Source organism: Bradyrhizobium sp. CFUWI (assembly GCF_056429085.1).
In genome coordinates this window covers 42,140-64,799 of record NZ_JBWJZE010000016.1, presented here as the reverse complement: position 1 = coordinate 64,799, position 22,660 = coordinate 42,140, and the positions used below count along the sequence as shown (strand labels likewise).

24 protein-coding genes are annotated in these 22,660 nt (G+C 64.7%); 15 read left to right on the top strand and 9 right to left on the bottom strand.

Going from position 1 to position 22,660, the window contains the following annotated elements:
• Positions 1 to 19: 19 nt before the first annotated feature.
• Positions 20 to 2,437, bottom strand: a complete 2,418-nt coding sequence (locus tag AC066S_RS28825) for an EAL domain-containing protein (protein WP_478271268.1) — start codon at positions 2,435 to 2,437, stop codon at positions 20 to 22.
• Here AC066S_RS28825 and AC066S_RS28820 point away from each other — a divergent pair.
• Complete coding sequence (locus tag AC066S_RS28820) at positions 2,327 to 2,575, top strand: hypothetical protein (RefSeq protein ID WP_478271270.1); 249 nt, start codon at positions 2,327 to 2,329, stop codon at positions 2,573 to 2,575. The genes AC066S_RS28825 and AC066S_RS28820 overlap by 111 nt on opposite strands.
• 131 nt (positions 2,576 to 2,706) lie before the next feature.
• Here AC066S_RS28820 and AC066S_RS28815 read toward each other — a convergent pair whose 3' ends face one another.
• The 3 genes from AC066S_RS28815 to AC066S_RS28805 all read right to left on the bottom strand — a co-directional run bounded on the left by AC066S_RS28815 (position 2,707) and on the right by AC066S_RS28805 (position 4,267).
• Positions 2,707 to 3,300 carry a cytochrome b/b6 domain-containing protein gene (locus tag AC066S_RS28815; protein ID WP_167767595.1) on the bottom strand — a complete coding sequence of 198 codons (594 nt, stop codon included), beginning with the start codon at positions 3,298 to 3,300 and terminating at the stop codon, positions 2,707 to 2,709.
• A gap of 110 nt (positions 3,301 to 3,410) precedes the next feature.
• Positions 3,411 to 3,689, bottom strand: a complete 279-nt coding sequence (locus tag AC066S_RS28810; protein ID WP_164718504.1) for a PepSY domain-containing protein — start codon at positions 3,687 to 3,689, stop codon at positions 3,411 to 3,413.
• A 227-nt stretch (positions 3,690 to 3,916) separates the two neighbouring features.
• Positions 3,917 to 4,267, bottom strand: coding sequence for a hypothetical protein (locus AC066S_RS28805; RefSeq protein ID WP_126256846.1), 351 nt, complete (start codon positions 4,265 to 4,267; stop codon positions 3,917 to 3,919).
• Positions 4,268 to 4,359: 92 nt separating this feature from the next.
• Between AC066S_RS28805 and AC066S_RS28800 the strand changes: the two genes are divergently transcribed.
• Positions 4,360 to 4,890: a TetR/AcrR family transcriptional regulator gene (locus tag AC066S_RS28800; protein WP_478271204.1), complete on the top strand. Its 531-nt coding sequence runs from the start codon at positions 4,360 to 4,362 to the stop codon at positions 4,888 to 4,890.
• A gap of 59 nt (positions 4,891 to 4,949) precedes the next feature.
• On the top strand, positions 4,950 to 5,147 hold the full coding sequence (locus AC066S_RS28795) for a Trm112 family protein (RefSeq protein ID WP_126256848.1): 198 nt from the start codon (positions 4,950 to 4,952) through the stop codon (positions 5,145 to 5,147).
• Between the two features lie 68 nt (positions 5,148 to 5,215).
• On the opposite strand, the gene AC066S_RS28790 is transcribed toward AC066S_RS28795, so the two are convergent.
• Positions 5,216 to 6,436, bottom strand: coding sequence for a ubiquinone biosynthesis hydroxylase (locus AC066S_RS28790; protein ID WP_478271203.1), 1,221 nt, complete (start codon positions 6,434 to 6,436; stop codon positions 5,216 to 5,218).
• 154 nt (positions 6,437 to 6,590) lie between these two features.
• Between AC066S_RS28790 and tesB the strand changes: the two genes are divergently transcribed.
• Positions 6,591 to 7,454, top strand: a complete 864-nt coding sequence (gene tesB / locus AC066S_RS28785) for an acyl-CoA thioesterase II (RefSeq protein WP_126256850.1) — start codon at positions 6,591 to 6,593, stop codon at positions 7,452 to 7,454.
• 44 nt (positions 7,455 to 7,498) lie between these two features.
• Here tesB and AC066S_RS28780 read toward each other — a convergent pair whose 3' ends face one another.
• Entirely contained in the window at positions 7,499 to 8,389 is an 891-nt protein-coding gene (locus tag AC066S_RS28780; protein WP_478271202.1) for a DUF4339 domain-containing protein, read from the bottom strand.
• Positions 8,390 to 8,625: 236 nt separating this feature from the next.
• On the opposite strand from AC066S_RS28780, the gene AC066S_RS28775 reads away from it, so the two are divergent.
• From AC066S_RS28775 to xth, 9 genes are all read left to right on the top strand, one after another.
• Entirely contained in the window at positions 8,626 to 8,964 is a 339-nt protein-coding gene (locus AC066S_RS28775; RefSeq protein ID WP_027535359.1) for a P-II family nitrogen regulator, read from the top strand.
• Positions 8,965 to 9,042: 78 nt separating this feature from the next.
• Positions 9,043 to 10,344, top strand: a complete 1,302-nt coding sequence (locus AC066S_RS28770; protein ID WP_126256852.1) for an ammonium transporter — start codon at positions 9,043 to 9,045, stop codon at positions 10,342 to 10,344.
• A gap of 309 nt (positions 10,345 to 10,653) precedes the next feature.
• Complete coding sequence (locus tag AC066S_RS28765; RefSeq protein ID WP_008142813.1) at positions 10,654 to 10,992, top strand: P-II family nitrogen regulator; 339 nt, start codon at positions 10,654 to 10,656, stop codon at positions 10,990 to 10,992.
• A 37-nt stretch (positions 10,993 to 11,029) separates the two neighbouring features.
• Positions 11,030 to 12,478 (top strand): ammonium transporter, encoded by a 1,449-nt coding sequence (locus tag AC066S_RS28760; RefSeq protein ID WP_126256853.1) that lies wholly within the window; start codon positions 11,030 to 11,032, stop codon positions 12,476 to 12,478.
• A gap of 204 nt (positions 12,479 to 12,682) precedes the next feature.
• Positions 12,683 to 13,087: a GFA family protein gene (locus tag AC066S_RS28755; RefSeq protein ID WP_135170145.1), complete on the top strand. Its 405-nt coding sequence runs from the start codon at positions 12,683 to 12,685 to the stop codon at positions 13,085 to 13,087.
• 326 nt (positions 13,088 to 13,413) lie between these two features.
• On the top strand, positions 13,414 to 14,628 hold the full coding sequence (locus AC066S_RS28750; RefSeq protein WP_135170144.1) for an aminotransferase class I/II-fold pyridoxal phosphate-dependent enzyme: 1,215 nt from the start codon (positions 13,414 to 13,416) through the stop codon (positions 14,626 to 14,628).
• A gap of 8 nt (positions 14,629 to 14,636) precedes the next feature.
• Entirely contained in the window at positions 14,637 to 17,114 is a 2,478-nt protein-coding gene (locus AC066S_RS28745; RefSeq protein ID WP_135170143.1) for a DNA translocase FtsK, read from the top strand.
• Positions 17,115 to 17,265: 151 nt separating this feature from the next.
• A complete protein-coding gene (locus AC066S_RS28740; RefSeq protein WP_135170142.1) occupies positions 17,266 to 18,024 on the top strand; it encodes an outer membrane lipoprotein carrier protein LolA in 759 nt (252 codons plus the stop codon).
• 161 nt (positions 18,025 to 18,185) lie between these two features.
• Entirely contained in the window at positions 18,186 to 19,001 is an 816-nt protein-coding gene (xth, locus tag AC066S_RS28735; RefSeq protein WP_478271201.1) for an exodeoxyribonuclease III, read from the top strand.
• Positions 19,002 to 19,052: 51 nt separating this feature from the next.
• On the opposite strand, the gene AC066S_RS28730 is transcribed toward xth, so the two are convergent.
• Both AC066S_RS28730 and AC066S_RS28725 read right to left on the bottom strand, forming a co-directional pair.
• Positions 19,053 to 19,496: a cyclic nucleotide-binding domain-containing protein gene (locus tag AC066S_RS28730; protein ID WP_028133428.1), complete on the bottom strand. Its 444-nt coding sequence runs from the start codon at positions 19,494 to 19,496 to the stop codon at positions 19,053 to 19,055.
• 58 nt (positions 19,497 to 19,554) lie between these two features.
• The gene (locus AC066S_RS28725) at positions 19,555 to 20,241 is read right to left on the bottom strand and encodes a response regulator transcription factor (RefSeq protein WP_007598630.1); all 687 of its coding nucleotides are present in this window, start codon (positions 20,239 to 20,241) and stop codon (positions 19,555 to 19,557) included.
• Positions 20,242 to 20,477: 236 nt separating this feature from the next.
• On the opposite strand from AC066S_RS28725, the gene AC066S_RS28720 reads away from it, so the two are divergent.
• Positions 20,478 to 21,014, top strand: a complete 537-nt coding sequence (locus AC066S_RS28720; protein WP_235885141.1) for a L,D-transpeptidase family protein — start codon at positions 20,478 to 20,480, stop codon at positions 21,012 to 21,014.
• A 6-nt stretch (positions 21,015 to 21,020) separates the two neighbouring features.
• On the top strand, positions 21,021 to 21,806 hold the full coding sequence (locus tag AC066S_RS28715) for a 2-keto-4-pentenoate hydratase (RefSeq protein WP_478271200.1): 786 nt from the start codon (positions 21,021 to 21,023) through the stop codon (positions 21,804 to 21,806).
• Between the two features lie 139 nt (positions 21,807 to 21,945).
• Here the strand turns inward: AC066S_RS28715 and AC066S_RS28710 are convergent, their stop codons facing one another.
• On the bottom strand, positions 21,946 to 22,635 hold the full coding sequence (locus AC066S_RS28710) for a YggS family pyridoxal phosphate-dependent enzyme (RefSeq protein ID WP_478271199.1): 690 nt from the start codon (positions 22,633 to 22,635) through the stop codon (positions 21,946 to 21,948).
• Positions 22,636 to 22,660: the final 25 nt, after the last annotated feature.

Sequence of the window (22,660 nt, the reverse complement as noted above, 5' to 3'; positions counted from 1 at the left end):
GCCCTAACCCCATAGCGCTTCAGGCTGCGTAGATTGCCGCTTCGGCCTTGCGCTGCGCCAGTGGCGCGATCCTGGAGGCCTGCAGGGGCCGGCTGAAATAATAGCCCTGCGCCTCGACACAGCCCTCCTCGCGCAGGATGGCCAGCTGCTCCGCGGTTTCGACGCCTTCGGCCGTGGATGTCTTGCCGAGGCTCGTGGCGAATCGCACCACTGCGCGAGCGATCCGACGAGACTCTTCCGTCGCACTGGCCAGCTCGCTGACGAAGCTGCGGTCGATCTTCACCTTGTCGAACGGAAACTTCTGCAGGAAGCTCAGCGACGAATAGCCCGTGCCGAAATCGTCGAGGGCAATGCGCACGCCGAGCTCGCGCAATTGGCCGAGCGCGGCGAAGACAGCCCCGCTGTCGTGCATGATGACGGTTTCGGTGACCTCGAGCTCAAGCCTGTGTGAGGCAATTCCCGAATTTGCCAATGCGCCGACGATCGAGGAGACGAGCTCCTTGCCTCTGAATTGCGCGGGCGACAGGTTAATCGCGATCTTCAGATCGGAAGGCCACTTGGCTGCTTCGGCGCAGGCGGTCCTCAAGACCCATTCGCCCATGGGCAGGATCAGGCCGGTTTCCTCCGCGAGCGGAATGAACTCGCCCGGCAAGACCAGACCACGCTCGGGGTGATGCCACCGCAACAACGCCTCATAGCCGCAGACTCGTCCGCTCTCCACACTCACGAACGGCTGGTAATGGAGCTCGAATTCGCCCCGCGCCAGCGCCTTCCGCAGATCCTTTTCCAGGTTGCGCCGGACGTGCATGAGCTGATCGAGCTCGGGCTCGAAGAAACGGAATGCGCCGCGTCCGCCGCCCTTCGCCGCGTAGAGGGCAAGATCTGCGCTCTTGAGGATCGTGTCTGAATCGGCCCCGTCCCGGGGTGCAATGGCAATCCCGATGCTGGTGCCCACGATGACCTGGTGATCGCCGAGATCAAACGGCTCGCAGAGCGCAGCCTTGATCGTCTCGGCCAAAGCCACCGCGTCCATCGCCGGGCTTGTCACGTAGTCGACGACGGCGAATTCGTCGCCGCCCAGTCGAGCAATGAACGTCGTCTCCCTGCCACAATCCTGCAAGCGGGCCGCGACTGAACGTAGCAGCGAGTCGCCTGTTGGGTGTCCGAGCGTGTCGTTGATCTCCTTGAATCGATCGAGGTCAAGCATCAGAACCGCCAAATGGAGATTCCCGTCACGGGTGTCGGCCAGAGCATGCTCCAAACGCGCTCTGAGCAGGACGCGGTTCGGCAGCTCAGTCAGGGCGTCGTGTTGCGCCATGTAGGTGATCTTCGCTTCGGACCGACGCTGCTCCGTGACGTCGAGGTGCGTGGCCACCCAGCCGCCGCCGGCCATCGGCTGTCGCGTCACACAGATCAGCCGGCCGTCGGCGAACGCATCGATCCGGCTCGAAACCGCATGGACCGGCAATGCATCGAGTTTGGCGATCTGGCGTTCGGCGGCAGAATCGCTGGCGTCGCCTTCGAGTATGCCGTTCATGATGCGATGTCGGATGATGTCGCGGTGCGCAGTTCCGGCGCGCAACAATTCCGGCGGCAGCCGGTATAATCTGGCGTAGCGCTCGTTGCATATGACGAGGCGCTTCTCGGCATCGAACATGCAAAGGCCCTCGACCATGTGGTTGATGGCCGTGTCCAGCCTCAGCTTCTGCTGGCTTAGATCGTTCTGCGAGCCTTCGAGCTGCTGACGGGCGACCGAAAGCTGGCTGATGATCTCCTCGAACCTGGCGGTTCTGCTTGCCAGGCGACGATCGGCCAGCACGCCGATCAGGCTCATCCCCAGCACGGACAGCGCGACACCGGCGATCGCAAGCGCGAGAACGGCCGGAGACAGCGACAGGGCGCTCGTCGCGCGCGTTGGATCCGGCGTGATATGCACCGCACCCATCGCCGTGAAGTGATGCGATATGATGGCAAGCGTCAGCAGGACTGCCGCCGCGAGCGTTCCCTGGTAGTTCCGATATTTGATCGCGACAGCCAAAGCGGCATAGCCGAAGCACATGCCGAGAACGATCGAGACGAGCACGAGATCGAGCGACCACGCGACGCGGCCCGGGACTTCAAGCGCCCACATTCCGAGATAGTGCATGCTGGCAATGCCGCCGCCGATGATGATGCCGCCTGTCCCCGGGCGCCACCGGCTGGAATCGCCGGCCGCAATGCCGAAGCCCATTGACGTCAGAAACATCGCGGTGGCCAGCGAAAGCGACGTCAGCACGATGCCGTAGCCGGTCGCAACGCCCGGTTCGTAGGCGAGCATGGCGACGAAATGCGTTGCCCAGATGCCGTAGCCGATGGCGGCTCCGGCAATCGCGATCCAGATCATGCGCGTTCTTGCGCGCGCCGCGATCGCACGACGGAAAATACTGACCGCGACGATGCTGGCGACGAAGCAGACCAGGCCGGCGAGCACGACGAGCCGAAGATCATGCTCGACGGTAAGGCAAGACAAGACGCGAAACATCCGGGCCGCTCCATCGGCAACATTGTCGATTTAGAAACGGGCCAATCGCGTTAATTTTGTGCCGTGACTGATTGGATGCTTATCGACGCATTAAGTTCATCCGCGCAATTTGAACTTTTTGCCGACCGTTGGTCGCGCGACGACTCCGCGCCGGAAGCGCCACAGGCGCGACCGGCAGCGAATGTCTAAGGGCGATTGCGAATGTGCTTGCGGCCGGTGAGCATTGCGCGGGTCAGATTCTCGCGCTGGAGAATCCCCATCAGCAGCACGCCGACCACATGCAGCACGACCAGGACGATGACCGCGTCCGACGAATAATGGTGGGTGTCCTCGACCCACCACACGCCGAAGAACGTGACGGTGACCGACATCGCGCCCGTGATCGCCGAGACCGCGAGCGAGACCAGCAGCGCCACCAGCATCACCGTGCCGGCGGGATTGAGTCCGATATAGCGGCCGGTGATGCCGCGGCGCAGATTCCAGAGATAGCTTGGCGCGGCCCGGAGCCTGGCCCTGATCATGCGGAAGCGCGAATAGCGGCTTCCCCAAAAGCCCCAGACGAGCCGGAAGGCGAGGAGACCGAGCACCGCATAGCCGACGATGCGGTGAGTTCGGTCATAGATGGTGGGCGTGAACCACGCGGCCAGAACGCAGGCCGCGAGGCTCCAGTGCCAGAGGCGCAGCGGGAGGTCCCAGACTGCGACCGTCCGCGAGGCGGTTCGATCTGCGGGGGTCCTGTCGGACGCCCCGCGCGCTTCTGGGATCGCTTCTTCAATCAAGCGAAGACCATCCTCGAGCCCTGCCTTGCGCAGATCAATCCGCGCAGCCTCCTTCACGGCCTGCTTGTCGATTGAGTCGGCAGTTTACCTCGCAATTTACTTGGCGCAATTTACTTGGCGATCGTGTGCTTCAGGCTGAGGTCTTCGGGGCTGTAGAACAGCTCGTAAAGCTTGCCTTCCTTGACGCCGTAGACCTCGTAGCACGAGCCTTCGATCTTCGAGCGCCGCACCTCGTAACCCAGGGCCTTGGCCTTGGCTTCGGCTTCGCTGGCCGGCTTCCACGACGCCTTGTCGAGCTTGGTGCAGTCCTTGAAACCGTCGGCCATGGCGGCCGACCCCATGCCCATCCCGATCGTCAGTGCAATGGCAGCAACACGAATGACCTTCACGAACATCTCCTCTTCTGTCGTGCGCGCTACGCGAGCCGCGAAGCGGTTCCGAAGGAAGCAAAGGGGGAGGTGAAGTCAATCCGGTATGGGCCTCGATCACGTTAGATAAGTTCTAATGATTCGTGTTAGACGAGTTCTAGCGTGCGTGACAACGCGAATGCTGTCGGGGCGCAGCGCGGATTCGAGCCGCCGCTGCGGCCCTACGCCTCACGGCCCGAGTGCGGCCGCTAATAGCCGGCCACGGCGAGCGCGACGACGGCGCCCATGCCGACCCAGCCGTAGTGCCGACCGCGCGTCGCGAAGGCGTTGGCCAAGGCCGCAAAGCCGAACACGACCGCGAAGGTGGCGACGATCCAGTGCCGGGCGGGGTTCGAGTCCATCCAGGGCGCGGCGAGCAGCAGCACGCCGCCGCCGATCCATGCCACCGTGCTGGTCTGCCACACCAGCCGGATCAGCGTGCGCAATCGCGCCGGCTCGATGCTGGCGCGCGCGAACACCTTGGTCTCGCCGAGCATGCCGTGGATCAGCGCGATCGCGATCGCCGCGAGGCCGGAACATTGCAGCAGCAGGTCGCGCATGGGAATATCTCCATACAGTGATGTATGGTTATGCACCCGCTTGCGTCAAGCTGTCAATACACTAGTGTATGGCCGAGGCTTGGAAACCCGACATGACCGAACAGCTCTCCGCCGACGACTGGATCAAGCAGGGCCTCAAGGCGCTCGCCAGGAGCGGCTTCACCGCGCTCAAGGCCGACCCGCTGGCCAAGGCCATGGGGGTGTCGCGCGGCAGCTTCTATTGGCATTTCGCCGATCTCGGCGCGTTCCAGGCCGCCGTTTTGAAGCGCTGGCGCGAGATCGCGGCCGAGCAGATCATCGCCGACGTCGAGGCCGGCGGCGACGAGCCGCTGAGGGCGCTGCTGCGCAGGTCGTTCGGCGCGCGGCTCGATCTCGAACGCGCGGTGCGCAACTGGGCGGCCTTCGACGCGGCGGCGCAAGCAGCCGTGCGCGCAATCGACCGCCGCAGGCTGGATTATATCGAGCAGCTGCTGGCCAGGCGCGGGCTCGAGGCGGCGACGGCGCAGGCCCGCGCACAGATCCTCTACTGGACGTTTCTCGGCTTTGCCCTGTCGGGCGCGCCGGTGCCGGCGGCACGGCTCCAGGCCCTGCTCGACGAGGTCTTCACGATGGTCTCGGCTTGAGCCCGCGATGGGCGGGCGCGAATTTCTGTGCTAGAGGCAGCCGATCGCCGGAGACCCCCATGAACGCGTCCACCGAACGTGCCGAAGCCAGCGTCGATCCCAAATTGCTGGAGATTCTCGTCTGCCCGCTGACCAAGGGCCCGCTGGAATTCGATGCTGCAAAGCAGGAGCTGATCTCGCGCAGCGCCAAGCTCGCCTATCCGATCCGCGACGGCATCCCGATCATGCTGCCGGAAGAGGCGCGGAAGATCGATTGAGAGAGGGCGAGTGGGGAATGGCGAATAGCGAATGGACCACTCGCTACTCGCTACTCCCTATTCACCCCTTACAACGCCTCGCCCTTCAGCAATCTTGGCACCTCGCCGGTCAGCCCGGCGGCCTGACGGATGAACAGGTTCTTCAGCGGCGGGGCGCGGTCGACCAGGCCGAGGCCGATGTCGCGGACGGTGCGCAGCAGCGTCGACTGGTTCGAGAACAGGAAGTTGAGCGAGTTGGTGGCAACGCCCATCGCCATGGTGTCGAAGCGGCGCCAACGCTGGTAGCGCTCGAGCACGTCGGCCCCGCCGATATCCATGCCGAGCCGCGCGGCATCGACGACGACCTCGGCCAGCGCCGCGACATCCTTCAGCCCCATGTTGAGGCCCTGGCCCGCGATGGGATGGATGACATGGGCGGCGTCGCCGACCAGCGCGAGGCGGGTGGCGATGAAGGAGCGCGCGACGAAATAGGACAGTGGGAACGCGCGCGGCTTGTCGAGCGCCTTCACCTCGCCGAGATGCAGGCCGAACCGCTGTTCGAGCTCGGCGTGAAATTCCTCGTCGCTGAGCGCAACGATGCGCCCGGCCTCGGCCCGGCGCTCGGTCCACACCAGCGAGGAGCGCTTGCCCGAAAGCGGCAGGATCGCGAACGGACCTGCCGGCAGGAAGTGCTCCTCGGCGCGGCCCTCGTGATCGCGCTCGTGGCCGACGGTGACGACGATGCCGGCCTGGTCATACTCCCAGCCATGGGTCGGAATGCCGGCGCGCTCGCGCAGTTTTGACCGCGCGCCGTCGGCGGCGACCAGCAGGCTGGCGGCGATCACACTGCCGTCGCCCAGCGTCACGTCGATACCCTCGTCACGCGCCTCATAGGACGCCACAATGGTGGCACGCAGGTCGATGCCCTCGGCCGCCGCACGCGCCGTCAGCGCATCGATCAGGCGGCGGTTCTCGACCATATGCGCGAACGGCTCGCCCGGCGCGACGTCGCCAGCGAAGTTGAGGAACACCGGACGGGTGGCGTCCTCCAGCTTGGAATCGGTGACGACCATGTCGAGGATCGGCTGCGCCTCGCTCCTGACGTCGTCCCAAGCGCCGATCGCCTCGAACAGGCGGCGGCAGGCGGCCACGATCGCGGTGGCGCGGGGGTCGCGGCTCGGCCGCGTGCCGAGCGCGGGATCGGCGACGATGACGGGAATCTCGGGCCCGAGCCCCTGGCGCAGCGCCAGGGCCAGGGCCAGCCCCGCAAACGCGCCGCCACCAATGACAATGCTACCCTGTACCGACATACCCAAATTCCTGGTCAATTCTCGGTCTTGCTAGCAGACTTGAGCTGGGCGAAACAGTGCGGTGAAACGAGGGCGGCGAGCCCTTCGTTCCGTCATTCCGGGTTCTTCGCTGTCGCGATGCCCGGAAATGACGAGACATTTGAGAGTTCATTCCATGTCCAAAAGCCTGATCGACCTCATTTCGATCCTCGACCTCGAACAGCTCGAGGTGAACCTGTTCCGCGGCAACAGCCCGAAGACGAGCTGGCAGCGCGTGTTCGGCGGTCAGGTGATCGGGCAGGCGATGGTGGCGGCCTGCCGCACCGTCGAGGGACGCCTGCCGCATTCGCTGCATTGCTATTTCATCCTACCGGGCGACCCGCAGATTCCGATCATCTACCAGGTCGAGCGCCTGCGCGACGGCAAGAGCTATTCGACCCGCCGCGTCACCGCGATCCAGCACGGCAATGCGATCTTCTCGATCATGGTCTCGTTCCATGCCGAGGAGGAAAGCGCCTTCGATCACCAGGACAAGATGCCCGACGTGCCGCCGCCGGAGAAGCTCACGGCGGAGGAGGTGGCGAAGCAGCCGATGTTCAAGGAGATGCCGGAGTTCATCCGCCGCTACTATGAATCGGATCGGCCGATCGAGCTGCGTCCGGTCGAGCTTGGCCGTTATTTCGGCCAGAAGATCGACGACGGCCGCATCCATGTCTGGATCAAGACCGCGGCGAAGCTGCCTGACGATCCGGCGCTGCACATGTGCGCGCTCGCTTACGCCTCGGACTTCTCGCTGCTGGACGCAATCATGGCGCGCTATGGCCGCACGCTGTTCGACAAGCGCATGATGCCGGCGAGCCTCGACCACGCGATGTGGTTTCACCGCCCGTTCCGTGCCGACGAATGGCTGCTCTACGCCCAGGATTCGCCGAGCGCGCGCGGCGGCCGCGGCCTGACCCGCGGCTCCATCTTCAAGCCCGACGGCACATTGGTCGCCTCCGTCGCGCAGGAAGGCTCCGTGCGCGAGCGCAAGGGATGATCAGCTCGAACGCGAGATCTCTCTCGCGTTCGAGGCATTCCGGATCATGCACCAAGAGAGCCGCGCGGCGCGAGCACGGTCTGCGACGCAAACCAGTTCATGATCCAGCGATACACCCACGGGATCGGGATGATCAGGCTGCACAGGATCGCAGCGACGATCCCGCGCCAGAGGATGTCGAGACCGCTGCCCTTGAACACGATCTCGCGCCGCGTGCCTTCGATGCTGCGGCAGAACCAGCGCATCTGCGCTGCAGCGACCCAGGCCCAGCCGATGATGGTGATGATGGAAATCGCGAACAGCAGATTCCAGCCGATATAGGCCCAGACCGAGCCGGTGAAGCTCAAGCCCAGCGGCTGCCCGTTGGAGGCGAGGTTCGCGACCATCCATTTGATCAGCAGCCAGTAGAGCACGATCTGCGCGACGAACAGCAGGTTGCTCAAGATCTCGCTGCCGATGAAGCCGAGGGCGATCGCCAGAGCGATGAAGCCGAAGAACCAGGGCACCAGCGTCATCGCGTTGCCGGTGAAGCTGAGATTGGGTCGTCCCGGGACTTTGAAGCAGGGCACGATCCAGTTCGTGTACCAGACGAACAGCCACGGCACCGGGATGATGAAGCACGAGCCGATCACCAGCACGAGCGTGCGCCAGGTGAACTCGAGGATACCGAAATCGACGGCCAGCGAGCCTCCGCCTCCGCCACCGGCATAGCCACCGGAGCCCGTCATCGGCGGGCCGCCCGCCGGCATCATCGGCGGCGCGCCGCCGCCCCCGACCAGGCCGGGAATTTCAGCGGCCTTCTGCCAGCCGGCCATGCCCTCGGTCCACACCAGCGTGTCCGGGCGCACGACCCCCTGGGCGACCAGATCGCGGAATTGCCCTTCCGGAAAGGGCCCCTGCTGCTTGCCCTCGGATGCGTAGAACCAACTCGCCATGAAGCGTCCCCTCAAAATACTTATGTCCCGCCTGGCCGGCCCGGGTTCACCGCATCCATGCCAAAAATGCATTGTGAAGGATGAACGGTTGCCCTGTACAGAGGCGGCCGTTCACATGGCCAAACGTTTTTCCGCTTCAGTCTGCAAGTTTTTTGTGCCATTTGCCCGGAAAGATGCCAGATTGACGCAGCGCCCGGCACATGCGGCGCAGCGCATCCCGGGGAATAGGCCTGACCATGAAACTCGTCGTCGCGATCATCAAACCCTTCAAGCTCGATGAGGTCCGCCAGGCCCTGACGGCGATCGGCGTCCACGGCATGACGGTGACCGAGGTCAAGGGCTATGGCCGCCAGAAGGGCCACACCGAGATTTATCGCGGCGCCGAATATGTCGTGAACTTCCTGCCCAAGCTGCGCATCGAGATCGCGGTCGCCTCCGACATCGCCGACAAGGCCGTGGGCGTGATCACCGCCTCCGCGCGCACCGGGCAGATCGGCGACGGCAAGATCTTCGTGACGCCGATCGACCACGCGCTGCGCATCCGCACCGGCGAAACCGACAGCGACGCGCTCTGACCAAATAACGTCTTCGTCGATCGCACCGGGCAACGAGGCCATAGGGTGCGACGTCATTTCTATGCCGGGGGAAACGAGATGGCCGGATTGTTGCGCCGCGCGGCGTGTATCGCTGCGCCGATCGGGTTTGTGTCGGTCACGACATCATCGGCGCAAGCCGCGGCAAGTGAGATCAACGCCGCCGACACCGCCTGGATGATCGTCGCCACCGCGCTGGTGCTGATGATGACAATCCCGGGCCTCGCGCTGTTCTATTCCGGCATGGTGCGCAAGAAGAACGTGCTCGCCACCATGGCGCAGAGCCTCGCCGCGGTCGCGCTGATCTCCATTCTCTGGGTCGCGTTCGGTTATTCGCTGTGCTTCGTCGGCGATGGGCCGTGGATCGGCACGCTCGACCGCTGGTTTCTCGCCGGCATGACCCTGGACAGCGTCAATCCGGCAGCGAAGACCATCCCGGAAGCGCTGTTCATGCTGTACCAGATGACGTTTGCCATCATCACGGTGGCGCTGGTCGCGGGCTCGGTCGCCGACCGGATGCGGTTCTCCGCCTATCTCCTGTTCTCCGTCGCCTGGTTCATCTTCGTCTACATTCCGCTGGCGCATTGGGTGTGGGGCGGCGGCTTCCTCAACAGCATGGGCGTGCTCGACTTCGCCGGCGGTCTCGTGGTGCACCTGTCGGCCGGCACCGGCGGCCTCGTTGCAGCGAAGGTAATGGGGCGTCGCCACGGCTACGGCAGCGAAAATCTCTCGCCGTTCGATCTTTCGCTTGCGGTGATGGGAACCGGTCTGTTGTGGGTCGGCTGGTTCGGCTTCAACGGCGGCTCGGCCGGCGGGGCCAATTCGCGCGCGGTGATGGCGATCATCGCAACGCACCTCGCCGCCTGCGCCGGCGCGTTGACCTGGGGCGCGATCGAATGGTCGACGCGGCGCAAGCCCTCCGTGCTCGGCATGATCTCCGGCGCGGTGGCGGGGCTTGGCACCATCACGCCGGCCTCCGGATTCGTGGCGCCCTGGCACGGCATCGTCATCGGCATCATTGCCGGTGCGATTTGCTATTGGGCCTGCACCTGGCTGAAGCACCGCTTCGACTACGACGATTCCCTCGACGTGTTCGGCGTCCACGGCATCGGCGGCCTGACCGGGACCCTGCTCGCCGGCGTGTTCGCCACCAGCGCCATCGGCGGCACCGCCGGCCTGTTCGAGGGCCATCCGCAGCAATTACTGATCCAGTTCTACGGGGTCGCCGTCACCTTCGTCTGGTCGGCAGGCGTGAGCTTCATCCTGCTCAAGCTGGTCGGCCTGTTCGTGCCCTTGCGCGTATCCCGTGAGCAGGAACTCGAGGGGCTGGATATTTCGCAGCACGGTGAAGCCCTGCAATGAGCGCCGACGCTACTTAATTACCATTTCGCTGCCCGACACATGAGCAACATTGTGTCGGCAGCCTGTCGTGCTTGCATTTTGAGCAGACGTGACCACGTTTTGGGCGCGACGGAATAGCGCACCGCACCGCGATACCCGTCAAACGCGAAAACCCCCGTCTTCATAGTCCGTTAGGCAACACGCCTGATCTGGCACGGCATTTGATTCTAAGGGTCCTGGCTGTGCCCGCGTAGTGAACTTCTCCCTCGTGGCGAACCAGTCGAGAACGCCCGGCCATGTCCGGACCGGGCCCAAGCGGGGATAGGACCCATGAAAATTGTTATGGCGATCATTAAGCCATTCAAGCTGGAAGAAGTCCGTGACGCCCTGACCGCCATCGGCGTTCATGGTCTCACGGTGACGGAAGTCAAGGGATATGGCCGTCAGAAGGGCCATACGGAAATCTATCGCGGCGCCGAATATGCCGTGAGCTTCCTGCCCAAGATCAAGATCGAGGTCGCTGTCGCCTCCGACCAGGTCGACAAGACCATCGACGCCATCACGTCCGCCGCGAAAACCGGACAGATCGGCGACGGCAAGATCTTCGTCATCAACCTCGACCACGCGGTGCGCATCCGCACCGGCGAGGCCGATGCCGCGGCCCTCTGATTTCGCGCTCAACCTTATCCAAGCAGGAGTGAATATTATGACGTTCAAGCGTCCCTATGGCGCGGGATTGGCGGCTCTCGCAGTCGGCCTGTTCGCTGCGACCGCAGCCTACGCCGAGCCAACGGTCAACAAGGGAGACAACGCCTGGATGCTGACATCGACAGTGCTGGTGCTGTTGATGACGATCCCCGGCCTCGCCCTGTTCTACGGCGGTCTCGTCCGCTCCAAGAACATGCTCTCCGTCCTGATGCAGGTGTTCTACACCGTCTGCATCGTCACCGTGATCTGGGCCGTGTACGGCTACAGCCTCGCCTTCACCGGCGGCTCCGACTTCATCGGCGGCTTCTCCAAGGCCTTCATGATGGGCGTCACCACCGACTCGAAGGCCGCGACCTTCTCGGTCGATGCCAACATCTCGGAGCTCATCTACATGTGCTTCCAGATGACCTTCGCGGCGATCACGCCCGCCCTCATCGTCGGCGCCTTCGCCGAGCGCATGAAGTTCTCGGCGATCGCCCTCTTCATCCCGCTCTGGGTCACGCTGATCTACTTCCCGATCGCGCACATGGTCTGGTACTGGCCTGGCCCGGACATGATCCAGGACGCTGCCAAGGCGCTCGCCGCGGCCACTGACGCGGCGGCAAAGACCGCGGCGCAGGCCAAGCTCGACGAGATCAACGCCGACGCCGGCTGGATCTTCAAGATGGGTGCGATCGACTTCGCCGGCGGCACCGTGGTGCACATCAACGCCGGCATCGCAGGCCTCGTCGGTGCTCTCCTGATCGGCAAGCGTGTCGGTTACGGCAAGGAGCTAATGGCCCCGCACTCGCTGACGATGTCGATGATCGGCGCCTCGCTGCTCTGGGTCGGCTGGTTCGGCTTCAACGCCGGCTCCAACCTCGAAGCCAGCGGCGGCGCTGCGCTTGCCATGACCAACTCCTTCGTCGCCACCGCGGCCGCCGCGCTGTCGTGGATGTTCGCGGAGTGGATCATCAAGGGTCATCCGTCGGTGCTCGGCGTGATCTCCGGCGCTGTCGCGGGCCTCGTGGCCGTCACCCCTGCCGCCGGCTTCTCCGGTGTCATGGGCGCGATCGTCCTCGGCCTGGTCGTCGGCGTGGTCTGCATGTTCTTCTGCACCGTCGTGAAGAACGCGCTGGGCTATGACGACAGCCTCGACGTGTTCGGCGTGCACTGCATCGGCGGCATCGTCGGCGCCCTCGGCACCGGCATTCTCGTCAACCCCGCCCTCGGCGGTGCCGGCATCATCGACTACACCGCGATCCCGCCGAAGGTCGCCGATTACGACTTCGCCGTGCAGATGCTGGCCCAGATCAAGGCCGTCGTCACCACGCTGGTGTGGTCGGGCGTCGGCTCGGCGATCCTCTACAAGGTCGTCGACGTGATCGTCGGTCTGCGCACCAATGTCGAAAGCGAGCGTGAAGGTCTCGACATCACCGAGCACACCGAGCGCGCCTACAACATGTGACTCCTCCCGGGCGCGGTCTCCTTCGGGGATCGCGCCCAGAACTACGGTTCGGGCACATACCCGGCAATGCCCTGACCGTCGAGGGGCTCCAGCGCAAGCTGGAGCCCCTTTCTTTTTGGTCGGGACGCAGAAGAAAACGATTGCCATTCCGCGCCGCCGGCGCGGAAATATCGACCACAAGAACCAACAATCGGGGAGGTCGTCATGCGTTTGGAAGGCGGATGCTATTGCGGCGAAGTGCGCTACGTGGCCGAGGGCGATCCGATGATGCAGGCCCAGTGTCATTGCCGCGAGTGCCAGTACATCTCGGGCGGCGCGCCCAACACCTTCATCGCGATGCCGGCGGCCGGCTTCAGCTACATCCTGGGACAGCCCAAGCAGTTCACTCGCAAGGACCTCGAACGCGCCGTCACGCGCGAATTCTGCGCCGAATGCGGCACCCATCTGGTGACCAAGGTCCCGGGCCTGGCGGCGATGATCGTGAAGGTCGGCACGCTGGATGAGCCAAAGCAGTTCCAGCCGCAGATGGCGATCTACACCTGCGACATCCAGGAGTTTCATACGATCCCCGCGGGGATGAAGACTTTCGAGAAGCTGCCGGGCCGCTGAGGCCGCGATGGCGGTGCTCTCCCTCCCCCGCTTGCGGGGGAGGACCGGGGAGAGGGTGTCTCAACATAGGGACAGTCCCTATGCGGAAAGAACCCTCACCCGCGCCTTCGGCGCGACCTCTCCCGCAAGCAAGCGGGAGAGGTGAGCAACCAGCCCCAACGGCAGCCGCATCCCGTTGTGATCCGGCCTCAATATTCCTGCTCTGGACGGAGGCGGCGGCCGATGGTTAATCGCGTCTTAACCTCGCCCTATCTATGGTGAACTGAACCGCTTCCCGCCGGCGCCGTGGTGCGCGACCGGCCGTTCCAAGAGTACTGGCGCCCAGAATGGTCATGACCGCTTCATCCCGCGCGCCGCAGGCCGGTGGAAGCTCCAGCAACGAACGCTCGCCCTTCGTCCGGCTGAACGAGCTGCTGGCGCCGCATCAGCCAGGCAAGCCCTTGATTTCGCTCGCGGTCGGCGAACCACAGCATCCCGTGCCTGATTTCGTCGGACCGGTGCTGGCCAAGCACATCGCCGATTTCGGCCGTTACCCGATGAACCAGGGCACCGACCCGTTCCGCCAGGCAGCAAGCGCCTGGCTGTCGTCGCGTTTCGAGCTGCCGCGGCCGCTCGACCCCAAAAGCGAGATTCTCGTCCTCAATGGCAGCCGCGAGGGGCTGTTCCTTGCCGCCCTTGCGGCGAAGCGCTACGTCGGCCCGCGACCCGGCACGCCCGCCATCCTGATGCCGAACCCGTTCTATCCGGTCTACGGTGCCGGCGCCCTGGCTGCAGCCTGCGAGCCGGTCTATCTGCCGACCACGATCGAAAACGGCTTCCTGCCCGATCTCGACGCCATCGACGAGGCGACGCTGGCGCGCACCGTGGCGTTCTACCTGGCCTCGCCGGCCAACCCGCAGGGCTCGGTCGCCTCGCGCGACTACTTCACGCGGCTGAAGCGCCTCGCCGATCGCTACGGCTTCATGATCCTCAGCGACGAATGCTATTCGGAGATCTACACCCGCGAAGCACCGGGCAGCGCGCTCGAATGTGCCGGCCCCGATTTCACCCGCGTGGCCGCGTTCCAGTCGTTGTCGAAGCGCTCGAACCTGCCGGGCCTGCGCGTCGGCTTCGCCGCCGGCGACAAGACGTTCATCGGCATGTTCCTGGAGCTGCGCAACATTGCCGCGCCGCAGGTGCCGGTGCCGCTCCAGCATGTCGCGACGTTTGCCTACGGCGACGAAGCGCATGTCGAGGAGAACCGCAGGCTGTACCGGATCAAGTTCGATCTCGCCGACCAGATCATCGGTAACCGTTACGGCTATCGTCGCCCCGATGCCGGCTTCTGCGTCTGGCTCAATACGTCCGCGATCGGCGACGACGTGTCCGTGACGCTCAAGCTGTTCAGGGAAGCCGGCGTCCGCGTGGTGCCCGGCAGCTTCCTGGCGCGGCAGCAGCCTGACGGATTCAATCCCGGCGCAGGCTACATTCGCCTCGCACTGGTGCAGGACAGCGAGACCACGGCGCAGGCGCTGCATCGCCTGGTCGAGACTCTGGGTTAGGCGGGCCCCTGAGCATGTCGGCAATCGAACGCGTCATTCCACTGGTCGGCCATCTGCCGCCATCGATCCGCGAGGGTCTGGCGCGGCGCATGCGCGAGCTCACCGGCCTCGGCCTGATCGCGCTCGCGGGCCTTGCCTCGGCCGCGCTGATGACCTGGTCGGTGCAGGATCCCAGCCTCAGCCACGCCACCTCGCGGCCGATCCGCAACATCCTCGGCTATGCCGGCGCGATCGGCGCCGATCTCGCGATGCAGATCCTCGGGCTCGGCGCCATCATGCTGGTCCTGACCGTCGCGGTCTGGGGCTGGCGCATGATGACGCATCGCCCGTTCGACCGCGAAGCGCTGCGGCTCGGCTCCTGGGTTCTCTGCGCGGTGCTCGCGGCGGGCTTCGTCAGCTGCTGGCCGCATGGCGGCGCATGGCCGCTGCCAACCGGCCTCGGCGGCGTGGTCGGCGACGCCCTGGTGCGCGCGCCCGCGGTGATTTTCGGACCCGCCGGCACGATCTACCGCATCGTGCTCGGCACGATCCTGTTCGCCGCAATGGCCGCGACCTTCCTGATCGCCTGCGGTCTTGGCGCCCGTGAGCAGGACGAGGAGCACACCGAGATCGAGGACGACGACAAGCCGCTCGACGAAGACGAGGAGGGCGATCGAGGCTCGGTGTCGCTGGGCTGGCTGTTCCATGCGCTGATGAGCACGAAGGCGCGGCTGATCTGGCTGTGTGGTGCCGCCTACCGTTCGCTGGTCTCGAGCGGACCGAAGGCCAAGGCCGTGGCGTTCAACCGCCAGGAGCCGAATCTCGGCGGCGGCCGCGCCGCGCCCCCGATCTCGCCGCAATCCGAAGACGAGGACTACGAGGATCAGCACGAGGACGAGGAAGAAGAGGAGGAGGAGGAGGAGCCCGTCGCGCGCGCCCCGCGCAAGAAGGCTGCGCCGAAGGCTCCTGCCAAGAAGTCCTCCGACAAGTTCGATCTTCCCTCCGTCTCCATGCTGGCCGCGCCGAAGGCCGGCGATCGCCAGCCGCTCAGCAAGGCCGAGCTGGAGACCAATTCGCGCTCGCTCGAAGGCGTGCTGCAGGATTTCGGCGTGCGCGGCGAGATCGTGAAAGCCAATCCGGGCCCGGTCGTCACGCTGTACGAGCTGGAGCCCGCGCCGGGCATCAAATCGTCCCGCGTGATCGGACTTGCCGACGACATCGCCCGCTCGATGAGCGCGCTGTCGGCGCGCGTCGCCGTCGTGCCGGGCCGCAACGCCATCGGCATCGAATTGCCGAACGCGCATCGCGAGAAGGTCTATTTGCGCGAACTGCTGGTCGCGAAGGAAGCGACCGAGACGGTGGCGAAGCTGCCGCTGTGCCTCGGCAAGACCATCGGCGGCGATCCCGTCATCATCGACCTCGCGCGCACGCCGCACATGCTGATCGCCGGCACCACCGGCTCGGGCAAATCGGTCGCCATCAACACCATGATCCTCAGCCTGGTCTACCGGCTGCGCCCGGACCAGTGCCGCCTGATCATGGTCGATCCGAAGATGCTCGAACTCTCCGTCTATGACGGCATTCCCCATCTGCTCACGCCCGTCGTGACCGACCCGAAGAAGGCGGTGGTCGCGCTGAAATGGGCCGTGCGCGAGATGGAAGAGCGCTACAAGAACATGGCCAAGCTCGGTGTGCGCAACATCGACGGCTACAACACGCGCCTGCTCGAGCTGAAGGCCAAGGGCGAGGAGCCGACGCGCACGGTGCATACCGGCTTCGACAAGGAGACCGGCAAGGCGATCTACGAGGAAGAGAAGCTCTCGCTCGACCCGCTGCCCTACATCGTCATCATCGTCGACGAAATGGCCGACCTGATGATGGTCGCCGGCAAGGACATCGAAGGCGCGGTGCAGCGCCTGGCGCAGATGGCGCGCGCCGCCGGCCTGCACGTGATCCTGGCGACGCAGCGTCCGTCGGTCGACGTCATCACCGGCACCATCAAGGCGAACTTCCCAACCCGCATCGCCTTCCAGGTGACGTCCAAGATCGACAGCCGCACGATCCTGGGCGAGATGGGCGCCGAGCAGCTGCTCGGCCAGGGCGACATGCTCTACATGGCCGGCGGCGGCCGCATCAGCCGCGTGCACGGACCCTTTGCGTCCGACGAGGAAGTCGAGAAAGTGGTGCGTCACCTCAAGACGCAGGGGCAACCGGAATATCTCGAGGCAGTGACCGCCGAAGAGCCCAGCGAGGACGAGGACGGCGGAGCCGTGTTCGACGCCAGCGGCATGGGTGCGGACGGCGGCGGCGATCTCTTCCAGCAGGCCGTTGCGATCGTCAAGCGCGACCGCAAGGCCTCGACCAGCTATATCCAGCGCCGCCTGCAAATCGGCTATAACCGCGCCGCATCGCTGATGGAGCGCATGGAACTGGAAGGCATCGTCGGACCCGCCAACCACGCCGGCAAGCGCGAGATTCTGGTCGAGGAAGAAGACAGCCATATGTGAGGCGGTCGCCTCAAAACATCATTTCACGCAAAATCGATATCTGCTTTTGCCCGAAATCACGCTAAAAAGGCGCCCAGCCATACAGGACGACGCGTTGGAAAGACATCCGGACATTCGATTCGCTGCCACCATCGCTGCGAGAAGCGCGCGCGTGGCTGGCGTGCTGCTCGTCACTGCCGCGATGGTGACCGCGACGTCGTTTGCGCAGACCGTGCCGGTGCCAAAGCCGGCGCCGAAGGGCCGCGATGGTGCTCAATCCGGAGGCGGTGGACCCGCTGTCACCGGCGCAACGCAGACGCCACCCACTCCGGTGATCCCGGATCCGCGCCGCAACGTGCCGAGCAGCATCTTCCAGACCTTCGATGCCAACCAGAAGGCGCAGGCGGCCAAGGTCAGCGCTTATCTGTCGTCGCTGCAGACGCTGGTCGGAAATTTCGTCCAGGTCGGCCCCGACGGCAGCAAGACGCAGGGCGATTTCTACATTCAGAAGCCGGGCAAGGTGCGTTTCGAATATGATGCGCCGAGCCCGATCGACATCGTCGCCGACGGATCGTCCCTGGTGGTGCGCGACCGCAAGCTTGCGACGCAGGATGTCTATCCGCTGTCGCAGACGCCGCTGCGCTTCCTTTTGTCCGACCGCATCGACCTGATGAAGGACACCAACGTCGTCAACGTCTCCGCCGACGACGTCTTCGTCAGCGTCACGATCGAGGAGAAGCAGGCGCTGGTCGGCACCAGCCGCTTGCTGCTGATGTTCGGAGCCAAGGACGGCCAGCTCAAGCAATGGACCGTCACCGATCCGCAGGGCTACGACACCACGATCGCGGTCTACAATCTGGATTCGAGCAAGAAGCTCGATCCCAGCATGTTCAAGATCGATTTCACCAATTACGGCCAGTCGCCGGGTTAAGCGCTCCGCTGCCGTAGGGTGGGCAAAGGCGCGTTTGCGCCGTGCCCACCATCTCTCACCTCATGGCAGGCACGTGGGCACGCTTCGCTTTGCCCACCCTACGAGAGCTCGTTGTGGACAAGCATTTTCTCCGCGCCGATCCATGCTAAGACGCATTTCCCATGCGTCTTTCCCTCACAACCTGGAACATCAATTCGGTGCGGCTGCGCATCGATCTGGTCGCGAAATTCCTCAAGAGCGCGCGGCCGGACGTGCTGTGCCTGCAGGAGACCAAGTGCATCGACGACGCCTTTCCGATGAAGCGCTTCAAGCGACTCGGCTATGAGCACGTCGCGCTGAACGGGCAGAAGGGCTATCACGGCGTCGCCATCGTCTCGAAGATTCCGTTCGACTCGAAGGATATCCGCACCTTCTGCGACAAGGTGGATTCGCGCCACATCTCCGTCTCGTTCGGCGAGAAGGCTCAAATCGCAAGGCCGCTGGTGCTGCATAATTTCTACGTGCCCGCCGGCGGCGACATTCCCGATCCCGCGCTGAACGAGAAGTTCGACCACAAGCTCCGCTTCCTCGACGAGATGAAGGCGTGCGAGCCGCTGCATCCGCGCGGGGAGGATCGCCACATCCTGGTCGGCGATCTCAACGTCGCCCCGCACGAGAACGACGTGTGGTCGCACAAGCAGCTGCTGAAGGTGGTCTCGCATACGCCGGTGGAAACCGAGAAGCTCAAGGCCGCGCTCGAAGCCGGCGAATGGGTCGACGTCGCGCGCGACCGCATTCCGATGTCCGAGAAGGTCTATACGTGGTGGAGCTACCGCTCGCCCGACTGGACCGTCGGTGACCGCGGCCGCAGGCTCGATCACATCTGGGTCTCGCGCGCGTTGAAGGACGCGGTCAGCGATTTCAAGATCCTGCGCGATGCGCGGAGCTGGGAGCGGCCATCGGACCACGTGCCCGTGACGGTGACGCTGGAGGTGTAGCGCCTGCCGTCATTCCGGGGCGCGCGTAGCGCGAACCCGGAATGACAGGGGCTACGACGTCAGCTTCGCGCCTGCCATCAATATGTCGCTGGCGATCTGGCTGGAGCGCACCGCGAATTCGTCGCGCAGACGCACGGCGGCGGCGGGGTCGCTTTCAAGCACGCGCTGAAACAGGCTGCGGGCGACGCGGATGACGGAGGAATGCTCCAGCGCGATCGCGCTCGACGGCCGCTTCATCGGCACCACCAGCGCGAGCTCGCCGATCAACGCGCCGGGACCGGCGATCATCTCGGCGCCGGCGCCGTCCTCGACCCGGAAGGCGCCGCGCTGCACCACGAAGCCGGCATCGGCATCATCGCCGAGATTGAACAAGGTATCGCCGCGGACGAAGTCGCGCTGCTCGGAGCCGATCGCCAGCATGCGCAACGAGGCGTCGCCCAACAGGCGCAGTGTCGGGACCCGCTCGAGAAGCGCAACGTCGTCGTCGATTGACATTCAGATCCGAGGCTCAAGGGCATGCGATCTAAAACGATTCGCACGCCCTTCGAGCGTATCACGGCACCAGCTTGTAGCCACCGGCTTCCGTGACCAGGATTTCCGGGTTGGCGGCGTCCTTCTCGATCTTCTGGCGCAGGCGGTAGATGTGGGTTTCCAGCGTGTGGGTGGTGACGCCGGAATTATAGCCCCAGACCTCCTGGAGCAGGGTCTCGCGGGAGACCGGCATCTGGCCGGCCCGGTAGAGGAAGCGGAGGATGGCGGTTTCCTTCTCCGTCAGCCGCACCTTGCGCGCATTGGCTGCGGTGAGCATTTTCGAGCCGGGACGGAAGGAATAGGGGCCGACCGAGAACACCGCGTCCTCGCTGGCCTCGTGCTGGCGGAGCTGGGCGCGAATGCGGGCCAGCAGGACAGCGAAGCGGAAGGGCTTGGCCACATAATCGTTGGCGCCGGATTCCAGCCCCAAAATCGTGTCGGAATCGGTGTCGTGCCCGGTCAGCATGATGATCGGGGCCTTGAAGCCGCCCTTGCGCAGGGAGCGGACCACCTCACGGCCGTCGGTGTCGGGCAGGCCGACATCCATCAGAACGAGATCGGGGGCATTGGCCTTGGCGGCGCTCGCGCCCTTGGCGCCGGTATCGACGGCGGAGGCTTCGAATTCTTCGTGTAGCGATAATTGCTCCACCAACGTATCGCGCAGATCGGTATCGTCATCCACGATCAGGATCTTGCGGGCATTGGCCATAGGGGGTCATCCTTTTGGGGTCCGGCTCGGCGCGCATCCATGCCGCACCCAGCCGTGAGGGGAAGTTTAGGGGTCGCTGTTGTTATTGTTGTTCGTGTTGAAGTAGTGGGCTGGCACCGATTCACAAGCCAGAACCACTCTAACCCAGAATAGCAGGGCGTTTTGATGAATGTCCTGTAATGAATTCGACATTGCACGTTCACATGAAAAACAGAGCTGCTTCAGTCGGTTACACCATGAATCGAAGTGCCGGGCCGCTCTCCGCGATCCGCGTTAAGCCTGCCGCCGGCAATCCCAGGCGAGGCTGGCTGACGGCGGGATCGCTGACCATTCCGGTCGCGCTGGGGCGGGGCGGCATCCTCGCCAACAAGCGCGAGGGCGACGGCGGCACCCCCAGGGGCAGCTTCCGCCCCCGGCGATTGTGGTGGCGGGGGGACCGGCACAGCCGCCCGCAAAGCTTCCTGCCGGCCCGGATCATCACTGGCGAGGACGCCTGGTGCGAGGATCCCCGAGACCGCCATTACAACCAGGGAATCCGGCTGAGCGAAGGGCAGGGCGGCGACCGGCTCAAGCGCACCGACCATCTCTATGACTTCATCATCGAGATCGACCACAACACGCGGCCACGGATCGCCGGCCGTGGCAGCGCGGTATTCCTGCACTTGGCCCGCGACAATTTCGGTCCGACCGCGGGCTGCGTCTCGATGACGAAATCGGCGATGCTGCAATTGCTGCGGCGCCTGGGCCCGCGAACGAAAATCATCATCGGGTGAGGATGCATGCTCGACAGGGATCAGATCGCGGCCGCTTCGCGCGTGCTCGTTCAACATTGGCGCGACGGCTCCAAGCTTGACGCGCTGGAAGCGCGGTTGCGGCCACAGAGCCGCACCGAGGGCTACGCCATCCAGGCTGCGCTCGAGACCCACTCGCCTGGAAAGCTGTTCGGCTGGAAGATCGCAGCCACCAGCGTATCAGGACAGCAGCACATCAATGTCACGGGACCGCTGGCCGGCCGCATCATGAGCGACACGCTCATTGCCGACGGCGGGACTGCGTCGATGAAGGGCAACGAGATGCGCGTCGGCGAGCCTGAATTCGCCTTCCGGATGGGACGCGATCTGCCCCCGCGCGCAGCGTCGTACACGGCCTTCGAGGTGCTGGCCGCCGTCGACAGCTTCCATCCCGCGATCGAGATTCCGGATTCGCGCTTTGCCGATTTCGCCCGGGCCGGCGAAGCGCAGCTGATTGCCGACAATGCCTGCGCGCATCTGTTCGTGCTGGGCGCGGCGACCGCTGCAGATTGGCGCGCGATGGATCTCGTCGAGGAGCGGCCACAGATCACGCTGCGCGGCGAGCGCTATGCCGGCCACGGCAAGAACGTGCTCGGCGACCCCCGCGCCGCGCTCGCCTGGCTTGCCAATGAGCTCTCCGGGCTCGGCATCACCTTGCGGGCAGGGCAGGTGGTGACCACCGGCACGTGCCATCCGCCGCTGCCGATTGCGGCCGGCGATCATCTTGCGGTGGACTTTGGGGTGCTGGGCAAAGTGTCGGTGGGATTTGCGTAGTCAGCTCCGCCGTCATTGCGAGGAGCCCTTGCGACGAAGCAATCCAGACTACCTCCGCGGAAAAATCCTGGATTGCTTCGCTACGCTCGCAATGACGAACTCAAGAGTTCGGTTGTGGCACGGCCCTCGCTTACGACAATCACCTATGCCCGAAGATCGCACTGCCCACACGTACATGGGTGGCACCCAGCATGATCGCGGTGGCGAAATCCGCGCTCATGCCCATCGAGAGATTGGTCAATCCATTGCGCGCGGCAATCTTGGCGGTCAGCGCGAAATGCGCCGCCGGCGGTTCGTCGACCGGCGGGATGCACATCAACCCGGAGATCGTCAGCCCATAGGTGTCGCGGCAGCTGGCGAGGAAGGCGTCGGCTTCGCCCGGCGCCACGCCGGCCTTCTGCGGCTCTTCACCGGTGTTGATCTGGACGAAGAGCTGCGGGTGCTTGTTCTGGGATTCGATTTCCTTGGCTAACGCTTGGCAAATGCTCGGACGGTCCACCGAGTGGATGGCATCGAACAACGCGACCGCCTCTTTCGCCTTGTTGGATTGCAGCGGTCCGATCAGATGCAGCGCGATGCCCGGGTAAACAGACGTTAACGCGGGCCACTTGCCCTTGGCCTCCTGCACCCGATTCTCGCCGAATACGCGCTGTCCGGCCTCGATGATCGGGGTAATGGCATCCGCGGCGAAAGTCTTGGACACGGCGATCAGCGTCACGGATGCGCGGTCGCGCCGCGCATCCTTGCAGGCGCGGGCGATTTCGACTTCGACCGCGGCGAGCGCGTTTGGTGAATGGCCGGTTACCGGCGCGGCGTTGGCTTCTGTCATGACGTCGATTGGCTGTAGTCCTAAC